Annotated in this window: 19 protein-coding genes; 5 read left to right on the forward strand and 14 right to left on the reverse strand. The window is 58.7% G+C overall.

Going from position 1 to position 18833, the window contains the following annotated elements; genetic code table 11:
• Nucleotides 1–3 precede the first annotated feature (3 nt).
• From glnH to PUP35_RS05485, 5 genes are all read right to left on the reverse strand, one after another.
• Entirely contained in the window at nucleotides 4–756 is a 753-nt protein-coding gene (gene glnH, locus PUP35_RS05465; RefSeq protein ID WP_111964458.1) for a glutamine ABC transporter substrate-binding protein GlnH, read from the reverse strand.
• 125 nt (nucleotides 757–881) lie between these two features.
• Nucleotides 882–1436 carry a carboxymuconolactone decarboxylase family protein gene (locus PUP35_RS05470; RefSeq protein WP_181574023.1) on the reverse strand — a complete coding sequence of 185 codons (555 nt, stop codon included), beginning with the start codon at nucleotides 1434–1436 and terminating at the stop codon, nucleotides 882–884.
• Entirely contained in the window at nucleotides 1433–2761 is a 1329-nt protein-coding gene (locus tag PUP35_RS05475) for an aspartate aminotransferase family protein (RefSeq protein WP_274242272.1), read from the reverse strand. The genes PUP35_RS05470 and PUP35_RS05475 overlap by 4 nt, the downstream gene beginning before the upstream one ends.
• Nucleotides 2762–2888: 127 nt before the next feature.
• Nucleotides 2889–3746 carry a MurR/RpiR family transcriptional regulator gene (locus PUP35_RS05480; RefSeq protein WP_274242273.1) on the reverse strand — a complete coding sequence of 286 codons (858 nt, stop codon included), beginning with the start codon at nucleotides 3744–3746 and terminating at the stop codon, nucleotides 2889–2891.
• A gap of 228 nt (nucleotides 3747–3974) precedes the next feature.
• Nucleotides 3975–4856 (reverse strand): LysR family transcriptional regulator, encoded by an 882-nt coding sequence (locus PUP35_RS05485; protein ID WP_274242275.1) that lies wholly within the window; start codon nucleotides 4854–4856, stop codon nucleotides 3975–3977.
• 105 nt (nucleotides 4857–4961) lie between these two features.
• On the opposite strand from PUP35_RS05485, the gene budA reads away from it, so the two are divergent.
• The 4 genes from budA (at nucleotide 4962) to PUP35_RS05505 (ending at nucleotide 8830) form a co-directional block, all read left to right on the forward strand.
• Complete coding sequence (budA, locus tag PUP35_RS05490) at nucleotides 4962–5741, forward strand: acetolactate decarboxylase (RefSeq protein ID WP_115874438.1); 780 nt, start codon at nucleotides 4962–4964, stop codon at nucleotides 5739–5741.
• Between the two features lie 13 nt (nucleotides 5742–5754).
• Nucleotides 5755–7434 (forward strand): acetolactate synthase AlsS, encoded by a 1680-nt coding sequence (alsS, locus tag PUP35_RS05495; RefSeq protein WP_223581518.1) that lies wholly within the window; start codon nucleotides 5755–5757, stop codon nucleotides 7432–7434.
• 20 nt (nucleotides 7435–7454) lie between these two features.
• Complete coding sequence (locus PUP35_RS05500) at nucleotides 7455–8225, forward strand: (S)-acetoin forming diacetyl reductase (protein WP_023618768.1); 771 nt, start codon at nucleotides 7455–7457, stop codon at nucleotides 8223–8225.
• Nucleotides 8226–8356: 131 nt separating this feature from the next.
• Nucleotides 8357–8830 (forward strand): cold-shock protein, encoded by a 474-nt coding sequence (locus PUP35_RS05505; RefSeq protein WP_111964451.1) that lies wholly within the window; start codon nucleotides 8357–8359, stop codon nucleotides 8828–8830.
• Between the two features lie 60 nt (nucleotides 8831–8890).
• Here PUP35_RS05505 and PUP35_RS05510 read toward each other — a convergent pair whose 3' ends face one another.
• The 5 genes from PUP35_RS05510 to PUP35_RS05530 form a co-directional block, all read right to left on the reverse strand.
• Nucleotides 8891–9595 (reverse strand): ABC transporter ATP-binding protein, encoded by a 705-nt coding sequence (locus PUP35_RS05510; protein WP_115874440.1) that lies wholly within the window; start codon nucleotides 9593–9595, stop codon nucleotides 8891–8893.
• Nucleotides 9582–10418 (reverse strand): ABC transporter ATP-binding protein, encoded by an 837-nt coding sequence (locus PUP35_RS05515; RefSeq protein ID WP_274242282.1) that lies wholly within the window; start codon nucleotides 10416–10418, stop codon nucleotides 9582–9584. The genes PUP35_RS05510 and PUP35_RS05515 overlap by 14 nt, the downstream gene beginning before the upstream one ends.
• Nucleotides 10411–11244: an ABC transporter permease gene (locus PUP35_RS05520; protein ID WP_274242284.1), complete on the reverse strand. Its 834-nt coding sequence runs from the start codon at nucleotides 11242–11244 to the stop codon at nucleotides 10411–10413. The genes PUP35_RS05515 and PUP35_RS05520 overlap by 8 nt, the downstream gene beginning before the upstream one ends.
• Nucleotides 11244–12257, reverse strand: a complete 1014-nt coding sequence (locus tag PUP35_RS05525) for an ABC transporter permease (protein ID WP_111964447.1) — start codon at nucleotides 12255–12257, stop codon at nucleotides 11244–11246. The genes PUP35_RS05520 and PUP35_RS05525 overlap by 1 nt, the downstream gene beginning before the upstream one ends.
• 97 nt (nucleotides 12258–12354) lie before the next feature.
• Nucleotides 12355–13923: an ABC transporter substrate-binding protein gene (locus PUP35_RS05530; RefSeq protein WP_274242287.1), complete on the reverse strand. Its 1569-nt coding sequence runs from the start codon at nucleotides 13921–13923 to the stop codon at nucleotides 12355–12357.
• A 201-nt stretch (nucleotides 13924–14124) separates the two neighbouring features.
• Between PUP35_RS05530 and PUP35_RS05535 the strand changes: the two genes are divergently transcribed.
• Nucleotides 14125–14823, forward strand: a complete 699-nt coding sequence (locus PUP35_RS05535; RefSeq protein WP_274242289.1) for a GNAT family N-acetyltransferase — start codon at nucleotides 14125–14127, stop codon at nucleotides 14821–14823.
• A gap of 33 nt (nucleotides 14824–14856) precedes the next feature.
• On the opposite strand, the gene PUP35_RS05540 is transcribed toward PUP35_RS05535, so the two are convergent.
• The 4 genes from PUP35_RS05540 to PUP35_RS05555 all read right to left on the reverse strand — a co-directional run bounded on the left by PUP35_RS05540 (nucleotide 14857) and on the right by PUP35_RS05555 (nucleotide 18797).
• Nucleotides 14857–16551 (reverse strand): thiamine pyrophosphate-binding protein, encoded by a 1695-nt coding sequence (locus tag PUP35_RS05540; RefSeq protein WP_274242291.1) that lies wholly within the window; start codon nucleotides 16549–16551, stop codon nucleotides 14857–14859.
• A gap of 33 nt (nucleotides 16552–16584) precedes the next feature.
• The gene (locus PUP35_RS05545; protein WP_274242293.1) at nucleotides 16585–17325 is read right to left on the reverse strand and encodes an SDR family oxidoreductase; all 741 of its coding nucleotides are present in this window, start codon (nucleotides 17323–17325) and stop codon (nucleotides 16585–16587) included.
• Between the two features lie 273 nt (nucleotides 17326–17598).
• Nucleotides 17599–18246, reverse strand: coding sequence for an anti-sigma factor (locus PUP35_RS05550; protein ID WP_274243230.1), 648 nt, complete (start codon nucleotides 18244–18246; stop codon nucleotides 17599–17601).
• Nucleotides 18243–18797: an RNA polymerase sigma factor gene (locus PUP35_RS05555; RefSeq protein ID WP_115874447.1), complete on the reverse strand. Its 555-nt coding sequence runs from the start codon at nucleotides 18795–18797 to the stop codon at nucleotides 18243–18245. The genes PUP35_RS05550 and PUP35_RS05555 overlap by 4 nt, the downstream gene beginning before the upstream one ends.
• Nucleotides 18798–18833 lie beyond the last annotated feature (36 nt).

Raw genomic sequence — 18833 nt, forward strand, 5'->3', positions numbered from 1 at the left:
GGATTATTTTGGCTGTTTAGCAAACCACTTCACGTAAATCTTGCTGTACGTCCCGTCCGCACGTAACGCCTGCAGCGCAGCGTTGATCTTCGGCGTCAGAGCGCTGTTCTTCTGCATGGCAAAACCGTAGTGCTGCGGCAGAATGCTGTCAGTCTCGCCGGTCGATTTCACTTTGCCATCGCCCGCCGTTTTTACGTAATAGAGCACGTTGGGGGAATCGTGCACCACCGCATCAAGGTTACCGGCCTGCAAATCAAGATAGGCGTTATCGATATTCGGGAATTCAACATAGTTCGCCTTGTATTTGCTTTTCATAAAGCTGGCCGCCGCCGTTCCCTGCTTTAATCCCACTTTCTTTCCTGCTAAATCGCTGAATTTAGTAATGGTGTTATCGCTGCTTTTCACCGCCATTAATAAATCAGCATCATAATAACCGTCGCTGAAATCGACGACCTGTTTACGCGCGTCGGTTATCGTAATGCCCGCCATGGCGACATCCAGATTGCGTGATTGTAAACCCGGGATCAGTCCCCCAAAATCCATCGGGCGTAATTCGTAGCTGACATCCATTTTTTTAGCTATGGCATCCCACAAATCAATATCAAAGCCGACGTATTTATCGCCTTGTTTAAATTCAAAGGGGACAAAGGCGGTATCCACGCCAACCGTTAATTTATCCTGCGCTTGTGCCACAAAACTGGCGGAGCAAGCGACCAGCGCTAACGTAACTTTTAATTTAGTGAATAATCCAGACATGATAACCCTCGGCGTCAGTGAAGAAGCGTGCATGAATGTCACCCGGCGAAATACATCGGCGGAATGGGAAAATAAAACGTTGATATGCAGGGCGCACTTTCATGCGCCAGATTTAAAGTGAAAGCTTATGCGGGAATAATCTCATCCCGGCTGTCGGGTACCGGCGTCTGTGCGCCGTTCATTACCATTGAGAGAAAACTGTAATAGCCATTGATGCCGATCAGATCCACCACGCCTTTCTCGCCCCAGAGCGCGATAGCGTGCTGCCAGGTGGCATCGCTGACCTTCTGCTGCTCCTGTAACTCCTTGCAAAAGTGATAGACCGCCCATTCATCCGGCTGCAGATCCTCTGGAAGACGCTTTTCATTAATCGCCTGCACCGACGCGGCAGAAATACCCTTCTCGCGCGCTATCGGCGCGTGAATCGCCCACTCAACAGGCTGCGACCAGTGCCGCGCGGTCATCAAAATCGCCAGTTCCGACAGGCGCTGTCCCAGCGCGCTGCGATAACGCAGATATTCCCCCATGCGTTGCGCATGCGCCATGAGCTCTGGACTGCGCAGCAGCGGCTCGAAAGGTGGCAGCAGCGCACCGCGAGGCCCGTTGATTATCTCTTCGGCCAAAGCGCGCTGCTGGTCGTCCCACTCATGCTCCGCCAGCGGCGGTAAACGATTGATCATAATTTGCTGGTCTCTTCGCGAATCACGGTGTTCAGCGTGTCCACCACAAAGTCGAGCTGGCCAGGCGTGACGATAAACGGTGGTGCGATCAGGATATGGTCGCCGTACTGTCCGTCAATGGTTCCACCCATTGGATAGACCATCAGCCCACGTGACATACAGTTTGCTTTGATTGCTGCATGCAGCTTCAGGGCAGGATCGAAGGGGGTTTTGCTGGCTTTATCGCGCACCAGCTCAACCCCCGCAAACAAGCCGCGCCCGCGCGTATCACCGACGTGGGGTAATTCCCCCAGTACTTCACGCAATGCGTTGTGCAGGTAAGCCCCCTGTTGCCTGACCGCCTGCAGCAAATTATCGCGCTCAATCACCTGCTGCACGGCCAGGGCTGCGGAAGCGGCGGTCGCGTGGCAAATGTAGGTGTGCCCGTGCTGGAACAGACCGCTACCGGCCTGCAGCGCTGAGACAACCTTCTCGCTCGCTAATACTGCGCCAATCGGCTGATAGCCGCCCCCCAGCCCCTTCGCGATGGTCACCAAATCCGGCACCACATCATCCTGTTCAAACGCATGCAATGTGCCTGTGCGTCCCATGCCGCACATGACTTCATCCGCGATATAGAGGATGCCGTATTTATCACACAGGTTGCGCACGCCTTTAAGATAGCCCGGGGTGGGCGGCGTGGCGCCGGTGGTAGCCCCCACCACGGTTTCAGCACAGAAACCAATAATGGTGTCGGGACCGGCCTCAATAATGGCTTGCTCCAGCTCGTTGAGCAGGCGCGTGGTGTATTGCTGCTGGGTTTCGTCATCGCGGCGGTCGCGATATTCATTGCAGGCCGAAACGCGGATCACGTCGATCAGCAAGGGGGCAAACTGGCGGCGACGCCATTCGTTGCCTCCTACCGCGAGCGCCCCAAGGGTATTGCCATGATAGCTCTGCTTACGGGCGATAAATTTGGTGCGCGACGGCTGTCCGATCTCAACAAAATACTGGCGCGCCAGCTTAAGCGCGGTTTCAACCGCTTCCGAACCGCCCGAAACGAAATAGGCATAGTTAAGATCGCCAGGTGCGGTGCGCGTCAGATGTTCAGCAAGCTGTTCAACGGTGTCGCTGGTAAAAAAACTGGTGTGGGCATAGGCCAGCCGATCGATCTGGCGATGCATCGCAGCCAGCACGTCCGGATGCGCGTGGCCTAAACAGGAAACGGCGGCGCCACCGCAGGCATCCAGATACTGTTTTCCCTGTGCATCAAAAATGTACGCCCCCTGGGCGCGTACCGCCACGGCGGGCGTGCTGCGTAAACTGCGGTGAATGATATGGGTCATGCGGGTCCTGCTCCTGAATGCGCTGTGCTAATAAAGCGCATCTTGCAGGATTCATTTGTATCGCGTCAATTTCATTTTGATGCAAATGTATTCTGTTTTCTTATGCCGAATGCAAATGAATCATTTTTCAGGGTTTCCCGGGCACCACATAGGCACCAGAGTCGATAAGATAGCGTTCAGCATTTTCGATTTTATTCACTGCATCCCGACCATGTCGCGCGACCAGCATCGCCAGTAAACACTCGGCGAGCCCCATGCCGGACACTACGGAAGGGAAAAATGACGGGCTGTCGACAGAGAATAGCAGCGTGCAATCGGCAGCCTGGGCTAATGGCGAGACGGGAGAATCCGTGATGGCGACAATTGTCGCGCCCGCCTGCCGGGCCGCGCGCAGGACATCCAGCGACTCACGGGAATAGGGGGCAAAACTGGTGAGTAACAGGCAATCTTGTGCTGTTAATTCACGCGTGAACACTTCGATGTTGCTCGCCAGACCATCAATGAGCGACGCTTGACGATTAAACAGTCGATAGACATAAAACAGCGACCAGGCGATAGGAAAGCTGGCCCGGAAGCCGCAAATATAGACATTCGCGGCCGCGTCCAGCAGCGATACGGCCTGCTCCATCGCCTGATGGTTTTCGTGCTGTGTAAAAGCCAAATTTGCCTGATGCGCCTGAAACACCTCTTCATACAGCTGCGGCTGAGTGCCTTTGGCGATCAGCTTCTCGGCCTTTGATACATATGTATCATTGCGCAGTCCGAGTTCATCAATGAATGCGTCCTTGAGTTCACCCCAGCCGTTGTAGCCTAATCGTTGCGCCAACCGCAGCAGCGTAGCGGGTTTTACACCGGCTTCACTGGCGAAGGCGCGCATCGATAGCACGACCAGTTGATTGGTATTCTGTAGCGAGAACTCGGCAGCACGCTGTAATTCCGCAGACAACTCACTGAATGTACTGACAATATTTTCCCTTGGATTCATAGCAAATAGTCCCGCTGTTTAAGGTTAGCGCTGCAGTTGTCAAGTGACGTTCGATCTTTGCAGACTGAACGGACTCGCGTTGTCCCGGAAACGGATGATGAAAACACAGCGTAAATAAGTCAACGGGGAGCTGAACAGAGAGCATCAGGCGTGTGAAACCCAACCTGACCGCGTCCCCAACCGTAGGCCCGCGCAAGCGCAGCGCCGCCGGGCACAGCCGCGCTGCCGTCACCCCTCGTTCAGCATCGTCAAAAACCGCTTCACCGTCCGCGAGCGTTCAAACCGCCGCCAGCACAGTGCGATATCGGTATAAAGCTCCGGCGAGCTCAGCGCGTGGTAGGTGACATTCGGCGGAGAAATGGCCGCCATGGATTTCGGCACCAGCGCGAACCCGCCGCCGGCGGAAACCATGCTCAGGGAGGAGGAAAGCTGCGACGACTGCAGCGCGTGCTGCACGTCGATTCCGGCCCGCTCGCAGCAGCCGTGAACCCGCTCGTACAGCCCCGGCGCGACCTCCTGCGGGAACAACACTACTGGCGTATCCCGAAGCCGCTCTAACGCCAGCGAACCGCACGCTGCCAGCGGATGATCGCGATGCAGCGCCACCACCATCGGCTCCCGGTCGAGGATTTTTAACTCGAACGCCTTGCTGCTCTCGCACGGCAGGCGCACGAAGGCGATATCCAGTTCACCCTCCGCCAGCATCGTCGTCAGCGACGACATATTGGCTTCCACCTGGTGAACCTGCACCGCCATATTCTGCACCTGAAACTGGCGAATCAGCGCGAAAATTTTGGGATGAAAAGCGTCGGAGCTGGTGATGCCAATCGACAGGTTTCCGTTCAGCCCGCGCGCGATGCCGCGGGCTTTTTCCAGCGCGGCGTCGCTCAGCGCCAGGATCTTGCAGGCGTCCTCGTAGAAGGCTTCTCCCGCCTCGGTCAGCTCCACGCCCCGCGTCAGGCGCCTGAACAGCGGCGTGCCGACTTCCTCTTCAAGCCGTTTGATCTGCTGACTCAGAGGAGGCTGTGAAATACCCAGCGCTTCGGCCGCCCTGGTGAAGTGTCGCTCGCGTGCAACCGCGACAAAATACCGCAGATAACGAAGTTCCATATCTAAAACGTCTCAAACCAGCATGGTTTCTATATTGGAACTCTCTGCTGAATCGGGTCAACATTTATTTAACCTTTCTAAATAAAGTTGAAGAGGACGAGCACGATGATGCATTCATCTGCCTGCGACTGTGAGGCCAGCTTGTGCGAGACCCTGCGCGGGTTTTCCGCCCAGCATCCTGACAGCGTGATCTACCAGACATCGCTAATGAGCGCCCTGCTAAGCGGCGTGTACGAAGGGGAGACCACCATCGCCGATCTGCTGGCGCACGGTGATTTTGGCCTGGGCACCTTCAACGAGCTGGACGGCGAAATGATTGCCTTCAGCAGCAAGGTATACCAGCTGCGCGCCGACGGCAGCGCCCGGGCCGCGAAGCCGGAGCAGAAAACGCCGTTCGCGGTGATGACCTGGTTCCAGCCGCAGTATCGTATCACCTTCAATGCGCCGGTCAGCCGTCAGCAGATCCACGACGCGATCGACCAGCAGATCCCCTCCGATAACCTGTTCTGCGCGCTGCGCATTGACGGCAATTTCCGCCACGCCCACACCCGCACCGTACCGCGCCAGAAGCCGCCGTACCGCGCGATGACCGACGTGCTGGACGACCAGCCGGTGTTCCGCTTTAACCAGCGTGAAGGGGTGTTGGTCGGGTTCCGCACGCCACAGCATATGCAGGGCATCAACGTGGCGGGCTACCACGAACATTTCATCACCGACGACCGTCAGGGCGGGGGCCATCTGCTCGATTACCAGCTGGAGAGCGGCGTGCTCACCTTCGGTGAAATTCACAAGCTGATGATTGACCTGCCCGCCGACAGCGCGTTTTTACAGGCCAACCTTCACCCCAGCAATCTGGACGCAGCGATCCGTTCCGTCGAAAACTAACAGGAGAACTATCGTGAACAGTGAGAAACAGTCACGTCAGTGGGCGCACGGCGCCGATTTGGTTGTCGGCCAGCTGGAAGCGCAGGGCGTGAAGCAGGTGTTCGGGATCCCGGGGGCGAAAATCGACAAAGTCTTTGACTCCCTGCTGGACTCCTCCATCGAGATTATTCCGGTGCGTCACGAAGCCAACGCGGCGTTTATGGCGGCGGCGGTAGGGCGTCTGACCGGCAGGGCCGGGGTGGCGCTGGTGACCTCCGGGCCCGGCTGTTCGAACCTGATCACCGGCATTGCCACCGCCAACAGCGAAGGCGACCCGGTCGTGGCGCTGGGCGGGGCGGTGAAGCGGGCAGATAAAGCCAAACTGGTGCACCAGAGCATGGACACCGTCGCCATGTTTAGCCCGGTCACCAAATACGCCGTCGAAGTGAGTGCGCCGGACGCGATCGCTGAGGTGGTTTCCAACGCGTTTCGCGCCGCCGAGCACGGCAGGCCGGGGGGCGCGTTTGTCAGCCTGCCGCAGGATATTGTCGACCAGCCCGCCACGGGAGCAATTTTGCCTGCCAGCGGCCCGGCGCTGATGGGCCCGGCACCGGAATCCGCCATTAACGACGTGGCGAAGCTTATCGAAAAGGCCAAAAACCCGGTCATCCTGCTGGGGCTCATGGCGAGCCAGCCCGCCAACAGCGCCGCGCTGCGCAAGCTGCTGGAAAAAAGCCGTATTCCGGTCACCAGCACCTATCAGGCCGCCGGGGCGGTGAATCAGGAGCACTTCACCCGCTTCGCCGGACGCGTCGGTCTGTTCAATAACCAGGCGGGCGACCGGCTGCTCCATCTGGCGGATCTGATTATCTGCATCGGCTACAGCCCGGTGGAGTACGAGCCGTCCATGTGGAACAGCGGCGACGCCACGCTGGTGCACATTGACGTGCTGCCTGCCTATGAAGAACGTAACTACGTGCCGGATCTGGAGCTGGTGGGGGACATTGCCGAAACGCTGAATCTGCTCGCTAACCGTATCGACCATAAGCTCGAGCTGAGCCAGCGGGCCTCCGAAATTCTGGTCGATCGCCAGCATCAGCGCGATCTGCTCGATCGTCGCGGCGCCTCGCTCAACCAGTTTGCCCTGCACCCGCTGCGCATCGTGCGGGCCATGCAGGACATCGTGAATAACGACGTGACGCTCACCGTGGATATGGGCAGCTTCCACATCTGGATCGCCCGCTACCTCTACAGCTTCCGTGCGCGTCAGGTGATGATCTCCAACGGTCAGCAGACCATGGGCGTCGCGCTGCCGTGGGCGATTGGCGCGTGGCTGGTCAACCCGCGCCGCAAGGTGGTTTCGGTCTCCGGCGACGGCGGCTTCCTGCAGTCAAGCATGGAGCTGGAAACCGCGGTGCGCCTCAACGCTAACGTGCTGCACATCATCTGGGTGGATAACGGCTACAACATGGTTGCCATTCAGGAAGAGAAAAAATACCAGCGTCTTTCCGGCGTCGAGTTCGGCCCGGTCGATTTCAAAGTCTATGCCGACGCCTTTGGCGCGAAAGGCTTTGCCGTGGAGAGCGCCGACGCGCTCGAACCCACGCTGCGTGCGGCGATGGATGTGGATGGTCCGGCCGTGGTGGCCATTCCCGTTGACTACAGCGATAACCCGCTGCTGATGGGCCAGCTCCATCTCAGCCAGATTTTGTGACTCAACATAAGGACAGAGAAATGCAAAAAGTTGCTCTCGTAACAGGCTCAGGCCAGGGGATTGGTAAAGCGATTGCGCTTCGCCTGGTGAAAGATGGCTTTGCCGTCGCCATCGCCGACTATAACGCGGAAACGGCCAGAGCCGTGGCCGATGAAATTATCCGCAACGGCGGTAACGCCGTCGCCGTGAAGGTGGACGTCTCTGACCGCGAGCAGGTATTTGCGGCGGTGGAGAAAGCCCGCACCGCGCTGGGCGGTTTCCACGTGATCGTCAATAACGCCGGGATCGCGCCGTCTACGCCAATCGAATCCATCACGCCGGAGATTGTCGACAAGGTCTACAACATCAACGTGAAAGGGGTGATCTGGGGCATTCAGGCGGCGATTGACGCGTTCCGCAAAGAGGGGCACGGCGGCAAAATCATCAACGCCTGCTCCCAGGCGGGCCACACCGGTAACCCGGAGCTGGCCGTCTACAGTTCCAGTAAATTCGCGGTGCGCGGCCTAACCCAGACCGCCGCGCGGGATCTTGCTCCGCTGGGGATCACCGTTAACGCCTACTGCCCGGGCATCGTGAAAACGCCGATGTGGGCGGAGATCGACCGTCAGGTCTCCGAGGCGGCGGGTAAACCGCTCGGCTACGGTACCGAAACCTTTGCCAAACGCATTACGCTTGGCCGCCTGTCCGAACCGGAAGATGTCGCCGCCTGCGTTTCATACCTGGCAGGACCGGATTCCGACTACATGACCGGCCAGTCTCTGCTCATCGATGGCGGGATGGTGTTCAACTAAATTCTAATAAGCTCTGACATGAGTTTTCCCCTGCACCCGTGCAGGGGCTTTTTTTTGTCTCCTCATCCATTGTGCATTACACTGCGCGCTGCAAAACTTTAGTCATTACGATCTGACAGGCGGTAACAGCGATGAACGGTACAATCACAACGTGGTTTAAAGATAAAGGCTTTGGATTTATCAAAGATGAAAACGGCGACAACCGCTATTTTCATGTGATTAAGGTCGCGAACCCCGATCTGATTAAGAAAGATGCCGCGGTGACCTTTGAGCCAACGACCAACAACAAAGGCCTTTCCGCCTACGCGGTGAAGGTCATCCCCGAAAGCAAACATCTCTATATCGCAGGCGAGCGCGTGAAGCTCAGCTCGATCAAGTCCTTCGTGGTGTTCAGCGAAGAAGAGCCTGCCGATACCAAAATCGACAAAGAGAATGCGGTGCTGTCGGTGGGGCTGCTGATGAACAGCATCAAGCCGAAATCTGATAAAAAGCCGGGCGAAATGCGCACGGTGAAGAAGCTGGCGATCACCACCTTCCAGAACACGACGCTGATCTTCACCGAAGATGAGATCGACATTGATGCCACGGTGAAGCTGCTGAAGTAATTATAGGCCGGGTGGCGGCGATGCCTTACCCGGCCTGGAAAACCCGCGCCGCCGCACGGTTTACCCCATCCTGTGCTCGCCTCTTAACATAGCCTCACGGTCAAACACCTTCTGGATCGCCCCGTGCGCCATAAACGCCGCCCGGTCGGACATATGGGCAATCACGTCCGCGTCGTGGCTCACCAGCAGATAGGTCATCTCGTGCTCGGCCTTAAGACGGTTGAGCAGGTTCAGGATCTCCGCCTGCACCGACATATCCAGCGCCGAGGTCGGCTCGTCCAGCAGCAGAAGCTGCGGGCGCAGCAGCAGCGCGCGGGCAATAGCCACGCGCTGGCGCTGGCCGCCGGAAAGCTGGTGCGGGTAGCGCCTGCCCGCGTCGGCGGAAAGCCCCACCTGCTGCAGCGCATCCGCCACCTTTTCGGCAATCTGCGTTTCGCCGTGGATTTTTAACGGCTCCGACAGAGTGCGCGCAATGGTGTGGTTCGGGTGCAGCGACGCCCACGGATCCTGAAATACCATCTGCACGTTGCGGCGAAGCTCGCCTTCAAAACGTCGTCCTGGCGTTAACGCTTCTCCCAGTAGCGCAATACTGCCGCGCCACTCGCGCTGCAGCCCAGCCAGCACGCGCAGAAGGGTCGATTTGCCGCAGCCGGATTCACCGATCAGGCTGAACGTCTCGCCTCTCTCAATGCTAAAGCTGGCGGCCGAAACCGCCGTTTTTTCCCCGAAGGTGACCTGCACCTGGTTAACCTCAACGAGCGCCATCGTTGGCCTCCTTCCACGGCTGCGAACGATCGAGCGTCGGCAGCATCTGCCCATAGGTATTGGCGTCTGGACGACAGGTCCACAGGGTTCGCGTGTACGGATGCGTCGCCTGCGGGAGATGGCTTGCCGCCATCTCATCAACCTTTTCGCCCTGATACATCACCAGCACGCGGTCGCAGTGTTCCGCCACCAGCGGCAGATCGTGGCTGATTAACAGCATCGCCATCTGGCGTTCTTCGCACTGCTGCACCAGCAGCTCGAGGATCTGGTTGCGCAGGCGGGCGTCCAGCGCGGAGGTGGGTTCATCGGCAATCAGCACCTGCGGGTTGTTGATCAGCGCCATCGCAATCATCACCCGCTGGCCCATGCCCCCTGAGAGTTCGCCGGGGTAGCGCTGGAGGACATGTTCGTTGAGTCCGACGGCGCGGAGGATGTCGTGAATGCGCGCCAGGCGTTCAGCGCGGGGCAGGCGCTGATGCAGGGTCTGCGCCTCATCAAGCTGAGCGACGACGTTTTTCGCCGGATTCAGCGCGTAGCGCGGGTCCTGCAGGACCATCGCAATCCCGTTACCGCGCAGCGCCTGCCAGCGGCGGGCGTTCAGGGACAGCAGGTCGTTGCCAAGCACGTTAAGCCGGTTGGCGCTCACGATACCGGGTTTTCGCACCAGACCCATCAGCGCGCGGGCGGACATGGACTTGCCGGAGCCGGATTCCCCCACCAGCGCCAGCCGCTCGTTGCCAAGCGTAAAGCTCAGGTTGTTGACCACGCGCGCGGCGGGGTAGTCGATATTCAGCGCATCGACGATGACGCGGGGTTCAGTCATGCTGTGGCTCCAGTACGTCGCGCAGGCCATCGCCCAGCAGGTTAAACGCCAGGCTGGCAAACAGGATGGCCCCGCCCGGAATGGCGGCAATCCACCACTGGTCGAAAATCACCTGCATGCCGTCGGCAATCATCGCTCCCCATTCGGCCATGGGCGGACGTGCGCCAAGGCCGAGGAAGCCGAGACCGGCGGCGGCCAGAATAATGCCTGCCAGATCCAGCGCCAGCCGCACAATCGCGGACGGCAAACACAGGGGCAGAATATGGCCGACCAGCAGGCGCGGGCCGCGAATGCCCATCATCCCGGCGGCGGCCAGGTAATCGCTGTGGCGCAGGCGCTGAATTTCACTCCGCGCCTGACGCGCGTAGGCGGGCCAGGTGGTTAAGGCCAGCGCCAGCGCGCCGTTGACCAGCCCCGGGCCAAGCATTGCCACAAACGCGAAGGCGAGGATCAGGCGCGGCATCGACATCACCACGTCGGTAAAGCGCATCAGGATGCGCTCCAGCCAGCCGCCGTAGTAGCCGGACAAAATTCCCACCAGCAGCCCGGCGGGCAGGGTAATAACGGTGACTAACGCCACCAGCCCGAGCGCCGGACGGGTGCCGTAAATCAGGCGCGAAAGCAGGTCGCGACCGTAGCTGTCTGTGCCCAGCCAGTGCTGGCCGTTCGGTGCCTGCAGGCGCGCGGCGGCGTCCTGCCAGTTCGGGTCAACCGGGGCCAGCCACGGCGCGAACAGGGCAATAACCCCCAGCAGCGCGATGGCTACCAGCCCGCAAAATGCGGCAGGGGAGCGGCGCAGCCGGCGTAAGAAGAGATAAAACGGCATCAGCGCACCCTGGGATCGGTTGCCCGCACGAGCAGGTCGGTAAGGTTATTGATGAGGACAAAGCAGACGCCAATCAGCAGCGTGCCGCCCATGACCGCGGTGGTGTCTCCGGCGAACAGGGCGGTGGTGAGATAGCGCCCGATCCCCGGCCATGAGAAGACGGTTTCGGTTAATACCGCGCCCTCCAGCATGCTGGTGTAGGCCAGCGCGATCACCGTCAGCAGGGTGCCGCGAATGTTCGGCAGCACGTGTCGCAGCAGGATGGTCATCTCCCCGGCACCTTTTGCGCGGGCAAGCAGGATGTACTCTTTGTTCATCTCGCTCAGGCAGGCCGAGCGCGTCAGGCGGGTAATGCTTGCCAGCGAGTAATAGGCCAGCAGCAGCACCGGCAGCACCAGGTGGCTGAGGGCGTTGCGGAACGCCTCGCGATCGCCGGAAAGCCAGGTATCTATCAGCGCAAAGCCGGTGCGCGGCTCGACGGTGAACTGCCAGATATCGTCCAGCCTGCCGGGGCCCGCGCTCCACTGCAGCTTCGCGTAGAACAGGGCCAGCATCAGCAGGCCGAGCCAGAAGATCGGCACCGAGTTGCCGAGCAGGGTGAGGGTTCTGATGGCTAAATCGAGCGGCGAACCGGCGTAGCGAGCGCACAGCACTCCGGCAGTCACGCCGAGCACGGCGCCGATGATTAACGCCAGCGTTGCCAGCTCCAGCGTGGCGGGGAATGCGTGCAGCAGATCCTGCAGCACCGGCTGTCCGGTGGCGCTGGCGGTGCCTAAATCCCCGTGGGCGAGGTTTTGCAGGTAGTGCCAGAACTGCACGGGCAGGGGACGATCCAGCCCAAGCTGGTGGCGAACCTGATCGTACGTCGACTGGCTGGCGTGATCGCCGACGATCTGCAGCACGCGATCGACCGGTGAAAACGCCGAGAGCGCAAACGTGACGAGCAGCAGCCCGAAGAGCGTGAGCAGCAGGGTCAGCAGGCCCTGAAGCACGCGGGTGGAAAGATGTGGCATGGGAAATCTCTTCATGCCGGGTGCGGCTTCGCCTTACCCGGCCTACAAAAACCGATAACACAGGCCGGGTCAGCGCAGCGCCACCCGGCAACAAGGGCTACTTCGTGACGCGATCGTACCAGACCATATCCGCGTTCAGCCCCTGCTGATACCCCTTCACGTTATCGCGCACCACGATCTGGGTTTTGCCCTGATCGACGAACACGTACGGCGAGCTCTGCTGCAGCTGTTCCTGCATTTTCTTGTACAGGTCCAGACGCTTCGCCGGATCCGGCTCGGCAACCGCCGCCAGCGTGGCCTTGTTCAGCTCCGGGATTTTCCAGCCGTTCAGACCGGCCACGGTGCTGGACTTCCCGTCGTTCCACGCGAAGGCGCTGGCATTGGAGTGCGCATCGAAGTAGTCAGGGATCCACAAACGAATCGCCGCCTGATGCTGCTTAGCGCGCACGCGGGCATAGACCTGGCTCCCGGCTGCAGGCAGCAGATCCACCTTCACGCCGCCCTGCGCAAAGCTCGCCTGCATTGACTGGGCAATGGTGATAAACGGCGGCTTGTTCTCCACGTCCAGCGTGAAGTGCGCGTCCTTAATGCCCGCTTTGGCGAGGATGTCTTTCGCTTTTGCAGGGTCAAACTTAAACGGGTTGTCTTCCAGCGCGCCCGGCAGGCCGACCGGCAGGAAGCTCTGATGAACAAAATACTGGCCTTTCAGCAGATTTTTGGTGATGCCTTCATAATCGACCAGCCAGCGCGAGGCTTCCCAGAACGCCGGGTTGTTCAGAAGCGGGTTGGCGCTGTTGCCGGTGTTAAACACCAGGTAATTCTGCTCCGCAGACGGGATGCTCAGCACCTTCACGCCCGGCTTGCCGTCCAGGGCGCTTATCTGATCTGCACCGAGATCGCGCGCCACGTCCGCATCACCCTGCTGGATCAGCAGGCGGCGCGAAGCCGGATCGGGGACGTTTTTAATGATGATGCTTTTCAGCTTCGGCGCGCCGCCGGGGGCGGAGTCGTTGGCTTCCAGCACGATGGCCTGATGCGGCTGATAGACGCGCATTTTGAACGCGCCGCTGCCCGCCGAGTGCATTTTTAGCCACGCGTTACCGAAGTCATTATCCTTCACGTTCGCGGCGACCTCTTTTTCATCAACGATAGAGGCAATCGGCGTGGAGAGAATATTCAGCGCCACCGACGGGCTCACGTCCGCCGTCCAGTGAAGCTGGAGGGTGTGATCGTCCACCTTTTTCAGCTGGCTGGCGATGTTGCTCGCGTCCCAGCCCAGCACGTTGAGAATAAAGGCCGGGGATTTGTTCAGCGTCACGGCGCGGGTGTAAGAGAAAATTACGTCTTCCGGGCGCAGCGGATTGCCGGAGGCGAATTTCGCATCGGGCTTGAGCTTGATGGTCAGGGTTTTTGCTGCCGCGTCCGCTTCCCAGCTTTCTGCCAGAATCGGCGTGATTTTTTCCGGATTATCGCGGTCCGGCTGCACCAGACGCTGGTACAGGCTCGGGACGGTCTGGATGCTGGAAAGCTCGTTGGCTTCGGCCGGGTCGAGGCTCACGATATCATCGAGCCCCTGGGCAACAACCAGCGTGTTGGGCGGAGTAGCGGCGTGGACAGCGCCTGAGAGCGCAGCCAGCACCAGTAACGGCAACAGTTTTTTTGTCATAGCGATCCCTGAGAAGAATATATTGTGATTGTTTTATGCTCCGCTACGTTAGGTCGAGTGTGACATTCCGCAAAGTCGAAATTCAGCTTTACTTATGCCTTCCGGGAATATCGCATGCGCTCGGGCTATTAAAACACGCTGCTTTTCGCCTGCTTTTTAACCTGCTATAACAAACTCCTTACCTTTCAGGGAGTCACCGCCGTGCCCGAAATCAATCAACATGGTCAAACCGTTAACGATATCGTTCCCGACTGGAGAGGCGCGCGCGTATTAACCCGCACGCCACTGTTCGGCCAGTATTGTCGCCTGGAGCCGCTGGATGCCGAACGCCACGCTGCCGATCTCTTTGAGGCCTACGCGCTGGGCGACGACAGCGACTGGACGTGGCTTGCCAGCACGCAGCCCACGAGCGTGGAAGCCACCGTCCACTGGATCGTGGCGAAGGTGATGGACGATGAGCTGGTGCCGTTTGCCGTCATTGATTTACGCACCGAGCAGGCGGTGGGGCTGGTGAGCTATATGGCCAACGAGCGGCTGCTCGGGTCGGTGGAGATAGGACACGTCACCTGGTCGCGTAAAATGAAAGGATCCCGCATTGGCACCGAAACGGTGTGGCTGCTGCTGAAAAATGCGTTTGAGCACGGCTACCGGCGCGTCGAGTGGAAGTGCGATTCGATGAACGTTGCCTCACGCAGGGCGGCGGAGCGGCTGGGGTTTGTCTGGGAAGGGCGCCTGCGCCAGAAGCTGGTGCGCAAAGGGCGCAACCGCGACAGCGATATGCTTTCTGTTATTGACGGCGAATGGCCACAAAGAGACGCGGAGCTGCGCGCCTGGCTGGCGGCGGAGAATTTTGACGACGACGGGCGGCAGATAAAGCGTCTTGAGGCGTTTCGGTTATAAGTTTTTTATGTAGGGTACAGCGTAAGCGCGCGGCTAATCCGCGGAAATCGCGATTTCAATCAGGCTGGTTTTTCCTGACTGTAGCCCGCGCGTTACCGCTTCGGCGATATCTGCAGCCTCGGTTACCCGGCAGCAGTGGACGCCCATGGCGGTGGCAAGCGACTGAAAATCAATATGCGGATTCACGAGGTCCATCCCGATAAAACGCCCCAGCCGCGTTGAGCTGTAGTCAGCCTGGCTCTTCATAAAGTTTTTCAGGATGTTGTACTCCCTGTTATTCATGACGATAAAGGTGACCGGCAGATTTTCGTGTGCCGCCGTCCAGAGCGCCTGCGGCGAATACAGGGAGGCCCCGTCGCCTATCAGGCAGACCACCGGCTCCCGCCCGCGTCCCAGCGAGTGCCCTACTGAGGCAGGCATCCCCCAGCCCAGTCCGCCGCCGCGCATAAAATAGTAGCGCTGGTGCTGCTGGTCAGAGATGAACCGGCGGACATGCCTGGCGGTCGCTATCGCCTCATCAACGATGGTGGTACCCGCCGGAATGGATCGGATGACTTCCCAGGCCGCGACCATCGGGGAGATCGCCGGGCGTAGCCGCTCGGCGGCCAGACGTTCCTCCTGCTGCTGCCACTCCTTCTCCCGTTCGTCGCGGGCCGCAACCAGCAGCCGCTGGTGGACCAGCGTGCTGGCGATCAGTCGCTGCTTAAGCTTTGGCAGCAGTTCGTGCAGGGACAGTTTGATATCCCCCATCACTGAAAGGCGAGTGGCATAGGTGCGGCCAAGCTCGTGCATATCCGCCGAAAGCTGATATACCGCACAGGTTTCCGGAATGGCCTCGCCCTCGCTGTACAAAATGGTGATCAGGCTTCTGCCGCCGATGATAAATACGGCATCGTAGGCGTTGATGATGCTGGCGATTTCGCTGGCGGTGGTGGGCATATTGCCCCGCCAGAGCGCATGCTGCGTAGGGAAGGGCAAATTCAGGGGCCAGGAGGAGCCGTAGACATGGGCGCTGAGCGCTTCAGCAAGCTGGACAATCTCCTGCGTCGAGCCGCTGGAGTGCACTTCATCTCCCGCCACAATCATGATCCTGCCGGGCGTAACCTGGCTCAGTTCTTCGGCCAGTTCGTCCAGCGAGCCCGCCACGGTGTGGTAGTTCACTTTTGAGGCCGTCTGTATCCCGGCGTCGCTCAGCTCTTCCATGACGTTCATCGGGAGTGAAAGCAGGACCGGGCCACCCGGAGGGTAGCTGGCCGCGTGAAACGCACGTCGCACCAGCACCGGGAGCTGGTCGGCGCTGGTAACCTCCTGCGCCCATTTCATGACCGGGGAGCCTATGGACACAATATCGTCATACAGAAGCGGGTCGCGGACGTAGTGCCGCGTGTCCTGCTGTCCGACGGTGACCACCAGCGGAGTTTTCATGATCCGCGAATTAATGAGGTTCCCCATGCCGTGCCCCAGGCCGCTGGCGGTATGCAAATTAATAAAGCCCGTTTTGCCGGAGGCTTTTGCGTAGCCGTCGGCAATGGCCACTACGGTGCTTTCCTGAAGCGCGAGAATATAGTGAATATTTTCATGGCGAAGCAGGGCATCAATGAGCGGAAGTTCGGTTGTTCCGGGGTTACCAAAAATATATTCCACCCCTTCACTCTCCAGCACTTCAAGAAGAATGTCGGCACCCGATCGCATATTTAAATCTGATAAGGACGTTAATGATTTAATCATAATGACACCTCATTCAGCATTATTTAACGCAGGCTAAAATTCTTCCTGCGTCGGACGAACAACAATTTCATTAATATCAACGTCGCCCGGCTGTTCGATGGCAAATAAAACGGAGCGGGCAATCGCGTCAGCCGAAATAGCCTGCTTGTAAAATTCATGCAGGAACTGTTTGCTTGGGGCATCAGAGCTGCCGAACTGCAGTTCGCTTTCGACGGCACCGGGAGAAATAAGCGTCGTGCGGATGGTTTTACCCGCCTCCTGACGTAAGCCTTCGCTCAGCGCGCGGACGGCGAATTTCGTGGCGCTATACACCACGCCGCCAGGGGCCAGCACTTTGATGCCCGCGACGGAGGCAACGTTAATAAAATGCCCGCTGTCCTGGCGCTGAAACACCGGGAGCGCGGCAGCGATGCCGTACAGCACCCCTTTCAGATTGGTATCAATCATCTTGTCCCATTCATCGGTTTTCAGCTCGCTAAGCGGGGCGATAGCCATAAAGCCCGCGTTGTTGATCAGCACATCCACGCGCTGGTAGGCGGCAACGGCTGCGTCAATGGCGCGCTGCACCTCTTCCTGACGGGTAACATCGGCCTTTACGGCTATCGCCTGGCCACCCTGCTGGATGATGCGGTCCACCAGGGCATTAATTTTCTCCAGACGACGGGCAACCAGCACCAGTGAAAAAGGTTTATCTGCCAGATGAAGGGCAATGGCCTCACCAATACCGCTGCTGGCACCGGTGATAACAACAACTTTGTTTGCACTATTATTCATGATCTTATCTCGCTATTGAGTGATGCAAAAAATAAAAGGCAGAGAAGCGTTAATGAATAATAAAAAAATTCATTAACGCGGTTTTTGATATATTGTGTATCGGGAATAAATGATGTTCGTATAAAACTTAATGGAGTACGGAAGAGTCTGTCAATGTCGTTTTTTAATAATTAAACTAATTGCAGGTCTAATATTTAATTCTTATAGGTAATCGAGGATATTATATAAATGAAATGGGTTAACGATAGCGGCCCTGCGAACAGGGCCTGAGGATTACAATTTGCCACTGTAAAGCACCGGACCAGTCGGGAGGCCAGTAGGCGAGCCGCCCTCTGGTTCAAGGCTTATGGCTATCGTGGCGTCAGGAGGGAGCGTTGTGTTCCTGAGGGTGACGCGTGTGGGTATGTCGTTATGCAGCAGCCCCATGGAAACCGGCGCCTGCCCGCCGGGGATCAGCCAAAGCTGCAGGCTGTGTTGCGCCGCGACAGCAGTTGGTCGAAGAGGGGCAATGCTCATATGCTGGCGGCTGGCGTCCGCGCTGACGACCCACTGCCCGTGCTGTTGGGCATCGTTGAGGACCATCAGCGGAGCGAGTTCAGGCGCACGGGTGGAATACCAGGCAACGACCGCCAGGGCGGCGAGTGAGGCGGCAACCATCCAGCCGACATAAGGCCGACTTTTGCGTAAAGGCTTTTTAGGCGGCAGATCGAGGGCGATTTTTTTCCACACCGTCTCGGGTGGAGGGACGGGCACAAGATGGCTATCCAGCGTGCTGAACATTTCCTGCCAGTACGCGACGCGGGCGGCCAGGGCGGGTTCATGGGCAACCCGTTTCTGGAACTGAAGCCGTGCTCCTCCCCGCAGCGTGCCGAGGGCATACTCTGCTGCCAGCATGTCGTCGCGTTTTTCTGCGTCATTCATAGCCCGACACACTCCCGAAGATGGTCCATTGCCCGACGTATCCAGCTTTTCACCGAGCCAAGAGGCTGCTGGAGCCAGTCGGCAATGTCGCTGTGAGACATTCCCTGATAGTAGGCGAGCGTAATGCTCTGGCGCTGCTCGCTGCTTAAATGTTCGAGACACTGCCTGAGCCGTGCTGCCTGCCCATCGTCGTGCCAGTTATTCTGCTCATCGTTCTCGCAAGGCAAAAGCGCTTCGTTATACGGCGTCTCGCGGTCGGCAGCCCGCGTTTGCCCGCTGCGCAGCCAGTCGATACACCGGTTGCGCACAATATGCGTAAGCCAGGTCATCGGGGAGCTCAGTGCAGCGTTGTAGGTTTCAGCTTTACTCCAGACGGTGATAAAACAGTCGTGAAGGATCTCTTCTGCCCATGCGCGGTCGTGCAGCATGCGCAGCGCGACGGCAAACAGGTGTGGCGATGTGAGTCGATAAAGTTGTTCAAATGCACGGCGATCGCCGTTTGCGACCGCCTGCATTAATTTCAGCTGCTGTTCAGCCAGCGCGTTATCCATATTATTCCCGGAAGGCAACGTCACACTTCCGAAGTA

Origin of the sequence: Enterobacter sp. S-33 (assembly GCF_028735835.1) — a bacterium.
Taxonomy (GTDB): Bacteria; Pseudomonadota; Gammaproteobacteria; order Enterobacterales; family Enterobacteriaceae; genus Enterobacter; species Enterobacter vonholyi.

Coding starts and splice junctions, on each gene's coding strand:
- PUP35_RS05530 (WP_274242287.1), bottom strand. CDS start 13,923: ATGACAAAAAAACTGTTGCCGTTACTGGTGCTGGCTGCGCTCTCAGGC.
- PUP35_RS05525 (WP_111964447.1), bottom strand. CDS start 12,257: ATGCCACATCTTTCCACCCGCGTGCTTCAGGGCCTGCTGACCCTGCTG.
- PUP35_RS05470 (WP_181574023.1), bottom strand. CDS start 1,436: ATGATCAATCGTTTACCGCCGCTGGCGGAGCATGAGTGGGACGACCAG.
- PUP35_RS05475 (WP_274242272.1), bottom strand. CDS start 2,761: ATGACCCATATCATTCACCGCAGTTTACGCAGCACGCCCGCCGTGGCG.
- PUP35_RS05520 (WP_274242284.1), bottom strand. CDS start 11,244: ATGCCGTTTTATCTCTTCTTACGCCGGCTGCGCCGCTCCCCTGCCGCA.
- PUP35_RS05480 (WP_274242273.1), bottom strand. CDS start 3,746: ATGAATCCAAGGGAAAATATTGTCAGTACATTCAGTGAGTTGTCTGCG.
- PUP35_RS05505 (WP_111964451.1), top strand. CDS start 8,357: ATGAACGGTACAATCACAACGTGGTTTAAAGATAAAGGCTTTGGATTT.
- PUP35_RS05515 (WP_274242282.1), bottom strand. CDS start 10,418: ATGACTGAACCCCGCGTCATCGTCGATGCGCTGAATATCGACTACCCC.
- PUP35_RS05555 (WP_115874447.1), bottom strand. CDS start 18,797: ATGGATAACGCGCTGGCTGAACAGCAGCTGAAATTAATGCAGGCGGTC.
- PUP35_RS05485 (WP_274242275.1), bottom strand. CDS start 4,856: ATGGAACTTCGTTATCTGCGGTATTTTGTCGCGGTTGCACGCGAGCGA.
- glnH (WP_111964458.1), bottom strand. CDS start 756: ATGTCTGGATTATTCACTAAATTAAAAGTTACGTTAGCGCTGGTCGCT.
- PUP35_RS05550 (WP_274243230.1), bottom strand. CDS start 18,246: ATGAATGACGCAGAAAAACGCGACGACATGCTGGCAGCAGAGTATGCC.
- PUP35_RS05510 (WP_115874440.1), bottom strand. CDS start 9,595: ATGGCGCTCGTTGAGGTTAACCAGGTGCAGGTCACCTTCGGGGAAAAA.
- budA (WP_115874438.1), top strand. CDS start 4,962: ATGATGCATTCATCTGCCTGCGACTGTGAGGCCAGCTTGTGCGAGACC.
- PUP35_RS05540 (WP_274242291.1), bottom strand. CDS start 16,551: ATGATTAAATCATTAACGTCCTTATCAGATTTAAATATGCGATCGGGT.
- PUP35_RS05545 (WP_274242293.1), bottom strand. CDS start 17,325: ATGAATAATAGTGCAAACAAAGTTGTTGTTATCACCGGTGCCAGCAGC.
- PUP35_RS05500 (WP_023618768.1), top strand. CDS start 7,455: ATGCAAAAAGTTGCTCTCGTAACAGGCTCAGGCCAGGGGATTGGTAAA.